12 protein-coding genes and 4 pseudogenes are annotated in these 9,657 nt (G+C 70.2%); 6 read left to right on the forward strand and 10 right to left on the reverse strand.

The annotated features are described in order from the left end of the window. The first annotated feature begins 19 nt into the window (after positions 1-19). Both AB0M11_RS33585 and AB0M11_RS33590 read left to right on the forward strand, forming a co-directional pair. Entirely contained in the window at positions 20-478 is a 459-nt protein-coding gene (locus tag AB0M11_RS33585) for an Rrf2 family transcriptional regulator (RefSeq protein WP_365711907.1), read from the forward strand. Positions 479-693: 215 nt separating this feature from the next. Then, entirely contained in the window at positions 694-1,362 is a 669-nt protein-coding gene (locus tag AB0M11_RS33590) for a DUF4360 domain-containing protein (RefSeq protein WP_365711908.1), read from the forward strand. A gap of 89 nt (positions 1,363-1,451) precedes the next feature. On the opposite strand, the gene AB0M11_RS33595 is transcribed toward AB0M11_RS33590, so the two are convergent. From AB0M11_RS33595 to AB0M11_RS33610, 4 genes and pseudogenes are all read right to left on the reverse strand, one after another. Further along, on the reverse strand, positions 1,452-2,438 hold the full coding sequence (locus AB0M11_RS33595) for a helix-turn-helix domain-containing protein (protein WP_365711909.1): 987 nt from the start codon (positions 2,436-2,438) through the stop codon (positions 1,452-1,454). Positions 2,439-2,515: 77 nt separating this feature from the next. Then, on the reverse strand, positions 2,516-3,028 hold the full coding sequence (locus AB0M11_RS33600) for a hypothetical protein (RefSeq protein WP_365711910.1): 513 nt from the start codon (positions 3,026-3,028) through the stop codon (positions 2,516-2,518). Positions 3,029-3,109: 81 nt separating this feature from the next. Then, complete coding sequence (locus tag AB0M11_RS33605; protein WP_365711911.1) at positions 3,110-3,352, reverse strand: DUF397 domain-containing protein; 243 nt, start codon at positions 3,350-3,352, stop codon at positions 3,110-3,112. After that, positions 3,352-4,180, reverse strand: a pseudogene (locus AB0M11_RS33610) (helix-turn-helix transcriptional regulator). The gene AB0M11_RS33605 and the pseudogene AB0M11_RS33610 overlap by 1 nt, the downstream one beginning before the upstream one ends. Before the next feature lie 120 nt (positions 4,181-4,300). Between AB0M11_RS33610 and AB0M11_RS33615 the strand changes: the two are divergent. Further along, complete coding sequence (locus AB0M11_RS33615) at positions 4,301-4,765, forward strand: ATP-binding protein (RefSeq protein ID WP_365711912.1); 465 nt, start codon at positions 4,301-4,303, stop codon at positions 4,763-4,765. A gap of 179 nt (positions 4,766-4,944) precedes the next feature. Next, positions 4,945-5,841 (forward strand): UTP--glucose-1-phosphate uridylyltransferase, encoded by an 897-nt coding sequence (locus AB0M11_RS33620; protein WP_365711913.1) that lies wholly within the window; start codon positions 4,945-4,947, stop codon positions 5,839-5,841. Positions 5,842-6,032: 191 nt separating this feature from the next. On the opposite strand, the pseudogene AB0M11_RS33625 reads toward AB0M11_RS33620, so the two are convergent. Further along, positions 6,033-6,266, reverse strand: a pseudogene (locus tag AB0M11_RS33625) (transposase); the annotation flags it as partial. Positions 6,267-6,403: 137 nt separating this feature from the next. Here AB0M11_RS33625 and AB0M11_RS33630 point away from each other — a divergent pair. After that, positions 6,404-6,556: pseudogene (locus AB0M11_RS33630) on the forward strand (tyrosine-type recombinase/integrase); the annotation flags it as partial. A gap of 369 nt (positions 6,557-6,925) precedes the next feature. On the opposite strand, the gene AB0M11_RS33635 reads toward AB0M11_RS33630, so the two are convergent. Next, positions 6,926-7,090, reverse strand: coding sequence for a hypothetical protein (locus tag AB0M11_RS33635; RefSeq protein WP_365711914.1), 165 nt, complete (start codon positions 7,088-7,090; stop codon positions 6,926-6,928). Here AB0M11_RS33635 and AB0M11_RS33640 point away from each other — a divergent pair. After that, the gene (locus AB0M11_RS33640; RefSeq protein WP_365711915.1) at positions 7,080-7,550 is read left to right on the forward strand and encodes an NUDIX domain-containing protein; all 471 of its coding nucleotides are present in this window, start codon (positions 7,080-7,082) and stop codon (positions 7,548-7,550) included. The genes AB0M11_RS33635 and AB0M11_RS33640 overlap by 11 nt on opposite strands. 115 nt (positions 7,551-7,665) lie before the next feature. Here AB0M11_RS33640 and AB0M11_RS33645 read toward each other — a convergent pair whose 3' ends face one another. The 4 genes and pseudogenes from AB0M11_RS33645 to AB0M11_RS33660 all read right to left on the reverse strand — a co-directional run. Continuing rightward, entirely contained in the window at positions 7,666-8,055 is a 390-nt protein-coding gene (locus AB0M11_RS33645) for a VOC family protein (RefSeq protein WP_365711916.1), read from the reverse strand. Positions 8,056-8,206: 151 nt separating this feature from the next. After that, a complete protein-coding gene (locus AB0M11_RS33650; RefSeq protein ID WP_365711917.1) occupies positions 8,207-8,332 on the reverse strand; it encodes a hypothetical protein in 126 nt (41 codons plus the stop codon). Beyond that, a complete protein-coding gene (locus AB0M11_RS33655) occupies positions 8,329-8,808 on the reverse strand; it encodes a hypothetical protein (RefSeq protein WP_365711918.1) in 480 nt (159 codons plus the stop codon). Before AB0M11_RS33655 ends, AB0M11_RS33650 begins: the two co-directional genes overlap by 4 nt. Before the next feature lie 265 nt (positions 8,809-9,073). Continuing rightward, a pseudogene (locus AB0M11_RS33660) lies at positions 9,074-9,657 on the reverse strand (histidinol-phosphate aminotransferase family protein); the annotation flags it as partial.

Raw genomic sequence — 9,657 nt, forward strand, 5'->3', positions numbered from 1 at the left:
GACGCCCCACAATGGACGCATGAGGATCTCGGCACGAGCGGATTACGCGGTACGGGCGGTACTGGAGCTCGCCGTACGGCAGGGCGAGGCCCCCGTGAAGGCGGAGCAGATCGCCGGCGCCCAGGAGATTCCGCACAAGTTCCTGGAGGGCATTCTGGGTGACCTCCGGCGCGCCGGGATCGTCGACAGCCGGCGTGGCGGGGGCGGCGGCTACCGGCTGGCGCGGGAGGCGTCCGCGATCACGGTGGCGGACCTGATCCGGGCGGTCGACGGCCCGATCGTCTCGGTCCGCGGCGAGCGCCCGACGGGGCTGGCCTACACCGGCACCGCCCAGCCGCTGCTGCCCCTGTGGATCGCGCTGCGCGCCAACGTCCGCAAGATCCTCGAAGGCGTCACCGTGGCGGACATCGCGGCGGACGCCCTGCCGGAGCCGGTACGGGCGCTGGCGGCGGAGCCGGCGGCCTGGGAGAACCCCTGAGCCCTTGAGTCCCGGAGACCCCTGAGCCCCTGAGCCCTGGGGGGCCTGTGAAATCCGGTGGTGTGAATGGCCGGAGTTCGACCTGACCGGTTCATGCCATGGTTCCTACGATGCGAGCGCCCCGGTCTTCACAGGAAACACACAGTTTCTTCAAAGTTGAACCGTGGGGACCGCGGGTGCAACCCCCCACTCGAATCACCCGAACTGGAGAAACCATGGCACCCAGGAGACAAGGCCTCCTGCTCGGCGGAGCGCTCGCGGCACTGCTCACCGCCGGTCTGCCCGCACAGGCCGACGCCTCGTCGTCGCCGGTGTTCGACAACCCGCCGCCGGACAAGATCGTCATCAATGTCGCCACCGTCAACGGCTCGGGCTGTCCGGCGGGCACCACCGCGGTCGCCGTGTCCGAGGACAACGAGGCCTTCACCGTCACCTACAGCGACTACCTCGCCCAGGCCGGCGGCACCTCCGACCCCACCGCCTTCCGGCGCAACTGCCAGCTCAACCTGGTCGTCCACGTGCCGGGCGGCTTCACCTACGCCATCGCCAGCGCCGACTACCGCGGCTTCGCCTCGCTCCAATCGGGCGCCACCGGCACCCAGCGGGCCTCGTACTACTTCCAGGGCTCCTCGAACACCGCCTCCGCCAGCCACCCCTTCACCGGTCCCTACAACGACAACTGGCAGGCCACCGACACCACCGACTGGGCCCAGCTGGTCTGGGCGCCCTGCGGGGTCCAGCGCAACTTCAACATCAACACCGAGCTGCGCGTGAACGCCGGCAGCGCGAACCCCGGCAAGGTCAGCTTCATGACCATGGACTCCACCGACGGCGAGATCAGCACCGTCTACCACCTCGCCTGGAAGCAGTGCCCCGGCAAGTAGCCCCACCGTCCGGCCCCGGCTCGCCGCGGCGCGCCCCGTCCCGGTGACGGGACCGTGCGCCGGGGCGAGCCCCTGGGGACTCCGCCCGCTCAGGCCTCGCTCGCCGCCGTGGCCCGGAACGTGTTCCGGTACGCCTGCGGGGAGACGCCGATCGCCGCGTGCAGGTGCTGCCGCAGCGACGTGCCCGTGGCGAACCCGACCTCGGCCGCGACGCGGTCCACCGACAGCTCGCTGGTCTCCAGGAGATGCCGGGCCCGGTGCACCCGCTGCTGGATCAGCCAGCGCCCCGGGCTCGTCCCCGTCTCCTCCTGGAACCGGCGGGCGAACGTCCGCTGGCTCATCCGGGCGTGATCGGCCAACTCCCGCAGGGAAAGCGGCCGCTCCAGGTTCTCCAGGGCCCAGGCCCGGGTGGCCGCGGTGCCGGTGGCCCCTTCCTCCGGCACCGGCTGCTCGATGTACTGCGCCTGGCCGCCGTCCCGCCACGGCGGCACGACACACTGGCGGGCCACGCTGTTGGCGACCGCGCTGCCGTGGTCGGAGCGCACGATGTGCAGGCAGACGTCGACGCCGGACGCCGCACCGGCCGAGGTCAGGACGTCCCCGTCGTCGATGAACAGCACGTCCGGATCCAGCGCCACCTGCGGGAACATCCGCCGGAACAGCGGCGCCAGCGCCCAGTGCGTGGTCGCCGGCCGCCCGTCCAGCATCCCGGCCGCCGCGAGCGCGAACGCTCCCGTGCAGATGGAGACGATCCTGGCCCCGGGCCGGATCCGCGCCAGCGCCGCCGCGACCGGCGCGGGCAGCTCCTGCGCGATCCGCGCCATGTCGTACGGCGGCACGACCACGGTGTCCGCACTCTCCAGCGCCTCGGGCCCGTGCTCGACGGTGACGCTGAAGTCGGCGCTGGTCGCCACCGTACGGTCCTCCGTCGCCGCGCACGTCACCACGTCGTAGGCACCCGGCACGCCGGGGAAGACCCGGTTCGGGATCCCCAGCTCGAAGGGGTAGACCCCGTCGAGCGCGAGCACGACGACGCGGTGGGGGCGGGTGGGCAGGAAGTCGACGGCGGCGGTCATGGCACGATTCTATCGCTCGGCGCACATCCGGCCAGCGCGCGCGGGGACGTCGTCCACCGGCCCAGGGCCTTGGCCGGTCAGGGTCTGCCGAGGCGGATCCGGGTGTCGCAGCCGATGTCCTGGTGGTAGGTGGTGGAGCCCTGCCGGTACGTGTACCGGCAGGTGGTCAGGTCGCCGTGTACCGCGCCGGTCACTTTGACCCGCGCCTCGTAGTAAAGGTGCGACAGGGTGTGCGCCTTGACCGGGATCGCACTGCCCCTCCGGGCGAGGGCGTGATCGTCCGTGACGCCTACGGGTATCACCCCGATGGGGTGCGGGCCGGCGCCGTCGCTGACCACCCGGTAACCCGTGATCCGCAGTCCGGCCGGCACATGGGCGATCTTGCCGCCGAGGACGGTGAGCGGCTTCCCCGACGTGTTCTCCATCTGCGGCATGGTCACCCAGTACTCCTTGCCGACCTGGGTGTGCTCGTACCCGACGAGCGTGCCGTTCTTCGCGTCGCCGTCCAGGGCCGTCCCCCCGCCGTCGGAGCACGAGGTGAGGGCGGCGGCGCTCAGTGCCAGGAACACGGCGAAAAGGCGTCTGGACATGGCTGGATCCCCCCGGTCGTCTCGCGCTACCGGGATCCAGTCACGCTGGTGAGGACTTGGGTAGGTCGAGCGGCCCCGCGGTCACTTTCCGGCGTGATCGAGGAAGTCCGCCCAGGCGGCGGGGGAGAGGGCGAGCTGGGGCCCCCGGCGGTTCTTGGAGTCGCGGATGTGGACGGTGGTGGGGCAGGTGGCGACCTCTACGCAGTTATCGCCGGATCCGCTGCTGTAGTTCGACTTGTGCCAGGAGAGGGCGACTTCGATGCAGTTGTCGCCGGAAGCGCTGCTGTAGCTGCTCTTGAACCAGGCCAGGTCGGATGTGCTCATTAGTCCCCTCGCACCCGTTGCAACAGGCTCGCGGAGTCCTGGATGGTGAGAGCCTGCGAACGCATCCTGGCATACCGCCTCTGGAGTACGCTGACCACTTTCGGGTCGGAGATCAACTGTCCGCTTTCCTGGCCCTCGTTGTAGGCGTACCACCTGTTCTCGGGGGGTTTCCAGCAGGCAGATCGGGCCTTGTAGGCCCGAGTGAGACTCCTTGACGAGAGGCATGACCTGGATCTCGACGTTCCGGAACTCGGAGACCTCCAGGACGTGGTCGATGAGGCCCCGCGTGACTTCCGGGCCCCCTGTGCGTCGGAGGAACAGGTGCTCTTCGAGGATGAAGCTGAAGGCGGTGTTCGCCCGTTCCCACAGCAGCTTCTGGCGTTCCGCTCGTGCAGCCCACCGCTCTTCGATCTCCGCGTCGTCCAGGGGCGGAAGCTGAGCCGCGGACAGCGCATCCACGTAGGCCTTCGTCTGGAGAAGTCCCGGCAGCATGCGACTCTCGTACGTGTACAGCGTGATCGCCGACGCCTCCATCCGCGCCCACTGCCGAAACCAGGCCGCCAACCCCGGTTGCCGAGCCACATGCTCCGCCGCTCGCCGTAACGCCCCCGTGTTGCCGAGGGCGTCCTCCGCCGCCTCCACGAAGGACTCGTCCGGCATGCGGCGGCCCAACTCCACGGACGCCACCGTGTGTTTCGAGAACCGCACCCGCTCGCCGAACTCCTCCCTGCTCAGCCCCGTGTGCTCGCGCAACGCCTGGACCACCGCCCCGAAAGTCCGCAGACTGTCCGACGACTCCGGCTCGACTCCGTCGCCCACGTAGGCCACCTCCGGGACCCATGGTCACGGAAGGTGATCAGTACAGTCCAGTCGGTCACTGAGTACGCGTGCGGGGAGTACGCGGCCGGTACCTGGAGAACCGCCGGTCGCGCGCGGCAGATTGGGGGCATGGACGCACCCCCCACCGCCGTCACTGTCAGTCGAACACTTACCCAGCGGTTGAGCTGCACCCCGCGGGGCGCCCGGCTCGCGCGGCATCTCGTTGTGGCCCAGCTCCATGCGTGGGGCGGCCGGTTCGCGGCGGCGGAGGTGATCGACAAGGTGTCGGTGATCGTCGCGGAGCTGGCCGCGAACGCCGTGACGCACGGACGCGTGCCGGGGCGGGACTTCGAGCTGCGGCTCTCGCTGGTGACGGGGAGCGTGCGGGTGGAGGTCACCGACACGCGGGCCGAACGGCGGCCGCCCGGCCCCCGGGACGTACGGCCGCCTGGGCCGCTGGACGCCGGAGGGCGCGGGCTCGTGCTCGTGGACGCGCTGGCCGACCGGTGGGAGGTGCTGGAGCGGGACTGCGACGGCGCACCGGGCAAGACCGTACGGGCCGAGGTGGACCTGCCGCTCCGGCGCAGTCCCTGAGCCGGAGGCGTCAGGTGACGGTCTCGGCGATGAGGGCGGCGGCACACCGGGACGTCACCCGCGCGTCGCCCGGACGAAGCGTCCCCGGCAGCTCGCGTTTCCCCCGCCGCACAGGCCGCGTTGATAACGTCCCGGTACCGCCGTGTGCCAAACCGTCCGATCCGACCGAGAGAGACCTGATGCCCCCGACGATCCGCAGGGCCGTGATCCCCGCCGCCGGCCTGGGTTCCCGCCTGCTGCCCCTGACCAAGGCCACGCCGAAGGAGATGCTCCCGGTCGGTGACAAGCCGGTCATCGAGCACACCGTGCGTGAGCTGGTCGACTCCGGGATCACCGACATCACCATCGTCGTCTCCGGCGGCAAGAGCCTGATCCAGGACCACTTCCGGCCCAATCCGGCCCTGGTCGAGCAGTTGCGCGCCGACGGGAAGACCGCCTACGCGGACGCCGTCGAGGAGGTCGCCGAGCTGGCCCGCAAGGGGCACATCACCTACCTCGACCAGTACGGCCCGTACGGCAACGGCACCCCCGTGCTGAACGCCGCCCGCTCCTTCGGCGACGAGCCCGTCCTCGTGCTCTGGCCCGACGACGTGTTCGTCGCCGAGGTGCCCCGCGCCCAGCAGCTGATACGCGCCTACGAGCAGACCGGCTGCCCGGTGCTGGCCCTGCTGCCCATGGACCCCGCCGACTCCCAGCGCTACGGCGTGCCCATCGTCAAGGAGGACCTCGGCGACGGCCAGTTGCGCATCACCGGCCTGGTCGAGAAGCCCGCCCCGGCCGACGCGCCGTCGCCGTACGCGGCCATCGGCGGCTACGTCGTCACCCCCGGCATCATCGACGAGCTGCGCGAGCAGACCCGCCGCTGGTACGAGCACCGGACCGGCGAGGTGTACCTGACCGACGCCATCAACGCCTACGCCGCCAGCCGGGCCGTGTACGGGCAGGTGATCCAGGGCCGTTGGTACGACACCGGCAACCCGGCCGACTACCTCGTCGCCCAGATGGCCTTCGCCCTCGCCCACCCCGAGTACGGGCCGGTGCTGCGCGGCCTGGTCAGCAAGCTCGACGCGGAGTAGGTCGCGGCGCCGCGTACGATATGATCGTTACCGAGCTGGTCGCCGCAACTGACGGTGGCTGGTGCTGCGTTGGTGGTCCAAGGAAAGACGCCCCGCTTCCTGCGGGGAAATGCAGGTGCAAGGCCTGCCCGGCGCTCGATCCGGTGCCCGTCCGCGTTCGACGCGGACGGGCACCGTGTTGTTTCCCCCGCGTCGCGGGGCACCCTCACCTCCACCGGACCGACATCGGTCAGCACGGTCTTCGCCCGGGTGCCGTTGCGGCGGTTGCCGTTGTTCTTCCCGGCCGGATCGTGCTTCTCGTAGCCGACGTGGTCGATGATCTCGCCTTCCAGGGCGGACTCCAGCACCCGCTTGGTCAGCTGCTGCAACAGTCCACCCTCGCCGGTCAGCTGCAGTCCATCGTTCTGGGCGCGGTCAACGAGCATCGCGACGAGCTGCTCGTCCGACACCGCACTCGACGGTGCCTGAACCACCTGCTCGGGCCTGTTCGTTCTCCACGGCGGTCTCCGTCATCAGAGGCGTCTCCTTGATCGTCAGATCCGCCGTTGATTAGACACTCCCGTTCCACGACCTCCGGCATTCGACAGCAACGCTGCTCCTGGAGCGGGGCGTTGAACTCGTCGCGATCAAGGAGCTGTTGGGCCACGCCCACATCGGCGTCACGGCCACGATGTATGCCCATGTCCGACTCCGCCTCCAACGCCAGGCCGTCGACCTCCTCAACCACACCTTGAGCGTCATGCCGGCGTCGGCGGCCGGTCGCCCGAGAGGCCGCCGGGCGGGCTTGTGCCGTCTCGGAGCCCATGCTTGCCGCCTGGCCGGGGGCCGTGACGATGGAGATAACCGGGCTGATGCCGGCGCGGAGTTGAGTCAGACACACATGGCTGGTGAATCGGTCGGCACGCCCACCGTCGTGGCTGACTTTCTGTGTCTGGGTCCAGAACCTCACGGCCATGGGCCCGGCACGTAAGTGAGGGCCCGTCCCTGCCGGGGCTGACGAAGACGGGGGAGCCTCGATCGGCTGTGCCCGGCAGGGACGGGGATCGGGGTCAGTGCGGTGCGGTGAGTGGGCCGGCGGGGCGGGTCACGTCTGCCGCCAGGCCCTCAAGGGCCGGATGATGATCTCCCGGTAGGTGTGGTGGGACGGGTTCTGGCCGCAGTGCCGCAGCACCCAGTCCTGCGGTTCGGCGAAGTCCTCGCTTGTCGGTGAGGTCTCCCGTACGAGAGGAAGGCTGACCGTGGCCCGCACCGAGTACTACGACGACCTCAGCGCACCTGAGCCGAACAGCATGGTCGTCGCCGCATCCGCCGTCGTCACCGACGACCACGGGCGCATCCTCCTCCAGCGCCGCCGGGACAACGACCTGTGGGCACTTCCGGGCGGCGGCATGGAACTCACCGACTGCCTGCCCGGCACGGCCGTCCGCGAGGTCAAGGAAGAGACTGGTCTCGACGTTGAGATCACCGGCCTCGTCGGCACCTACACCGACCCGAAACACATCATCGCCTACACCGACGGCGAGGTCCGCCGCCAGTTCAACGTCTGCTTTACCGCCCGCATCACCGGCGGCCAGCTGGCAATCTCCGACGAGTCCACCGAGCTCCGGTTCGTACCGCCCGAAGAGATCGAGCAACTGCCGATGCACCAGACCCAACAGCTCAGGCTCCAGCACTTCCTGGAACAGCGCGAGAAGCCGTACCTGGGCTGAACCGGCTGACGGCAGTTGCTGACGGCAACAACCCCGCACAACCACGGACCTCCACGCACGTCACCGGACCAGCAAATCGCGCTTGACCTGTGTCCTGTGCCATCGAAGTTGACCATCAACCGAGGTAGTTCGCGCGCCCCTCGTCGTCGAGCTCGAAGGAGCCCTCAGGGATGATGCAGAACTCATTGCCCTCAGGGTCCGCCATCACCAGGAACCCGCCGTCGGCGTACTGCTCCAGCCTGTGCCCGCCCAGCATCTCGATCCGTTGCTGCTCGGCGGCGGGATCGGGAGAGGTGATGTCGAAGTGCATCCGGTTCTTGCTCGACTTGGGTTCGGCAGTTCGCTGAAAGCCCAGCCCCAGGTCGTTCTCCCGCCGCAGCCACACGTATGGGCCCATACGTCCCACGACCGGCCTGCCGAGCAACTCGGACCAGAACGCAGCGAGCCGCTCAGGGTCTGTGGCATCGACGATGAGGGCATTGATCTGCATAGATGAGTCCGCCATGCCCCGATCCTCTCAAACGGGCGCTCAGCAGCGACTGTGACCAGCGGAAGTCAGACTTCGATGAGCGAGCTGCCCTGCAGTCAGACTTCGGCGGCATCCACTCAAGGCGCGATGGCGCCGGACAGCAAGATCGCGATCTACAGCTGGAGTATTAGTTGCCTGCTGCGTGGCGGGAGAGGTGGTCCCAGCCGTTGGCTGCCTCGGTGTTGGCGAAGCGCAGGTCGAACTCGTCGCCGACCGGAGGTGGGGCCGCGCGGTCACCGCGTTTGGGGCTCACTCGGCGGTCTCGCCCTCGGGTGCGGGGACAGGTCCGAGGTCGCCTTCGGGCTCTCGGGTGAGGATGGCGTGCAGGGCGGGGTCGGCGTGGATCTCGGCACTGTGCCGCCACTGGGCCAGCAGCAGCGCGATGGGAGCAAGGTTCTCCAGCGCAGCAGCCCCGCGAGCGGTGTCCACCAGTTCGCCCAGCATCGCCTCGACATCGTCCTCGGGGAGGAAGACTGACCAGGGCAGAGCATCCGGCAGGGCTTGACGCAGAGCGGCGGTGTTCTCGGTGCGGACCAGCCCGGCGAGCAGGCGGGCGGTGAAGTCGACCACGGCGGAGTCCTGCTCCAGCTGGTCGGCGCGAATGAGGGCGAGGTCGCCCGCGTCGCGTCGGCGCAGCCGCAGGGCGCGGACGGCGTCCAGGCGTCGGGCGGTGGCAGCGGGGTGGTGGAGCAGCTCGCTGAAGGGCACGTCCTCGTAGGCCGTCGGCATGACATCCCCAGTAGCTCGGATGTCCTGCTTGGAGGTAGCGGATCGCGGTCGGGGCGCCGCTCCTCTGATGGCAACGCCGACGGCAACCCGACCCGACGACGCCGCACGTCCACGGAGATCGGCGGACCACGTGGCCAGGTCATTGCTGCGGGTTCGATGGAGGGTTCGGCGGATGCCGGCCGTGCCGCTGCCGAGGTGGAGGTCTTCCCAGCGCAGGCCAAGGAGGTCGCCCTTGCGCAGGTCGGTGCGCAGGGCGGCTCGACTCCTAGCCCGCCTGACCCATCCCCGCCGCGTTGGGCCAGCTCTGGGCGTTCGGCCAGCCGGTGGCCGGTGCCGGCGACAGGTTCGGGGCCGGTGGGGCGGGCGCGGTCATCCCGCGGACCTGCGCGGCCGTGAGGCCACCCCGCGCGGGGACCCCGGGCGGGGTCGGACCGGTCGGTGCGGGAGCCGGAGCGGGTACCGGGGCCGGAGCAGGTACCGGCGTCGGCGCGGGGACGGGGGTCGGCGCGGGGACGGGGGTCGGCATCTGCATGGGCATCGGCGCCGGTGTGGGTGCCGGGGCCATCGGAGGCACCGCGCCCATCGGGGGCACCGGCGCCATCATCGGCGGCTGGGGCTGCTGCATCTGCATCTGCATGGCTGCCGCCGGCATCGGCATCCCGGCGCCGCCCTGCTGCGCGGCGACGGGGAGCGGCATGCCGACGCCGGCGGCGGGAGCGGCGGCGAGCCCCGGAACGGGCCCCGCGCCGACGGCCTGCGCGAGCTGCATGCCCGCCCCGTTGGTCTCGCTCACCAGCCGGTCCACCGCCGCCGTGCCCGAGCTGTAGCTGGTCCCGGTGCTCAGCTCGG

Origin of the sequence: Streptomyces sp. NPDC051987 (assembly GCF_040680735.1) — a bacterium.
Taxonomy (GTDB): domain Bacteria; phylum Actinomycetota; class Actinomycetes; order Streptomycetales; family Streptomycetaceae; genus Streptomyces.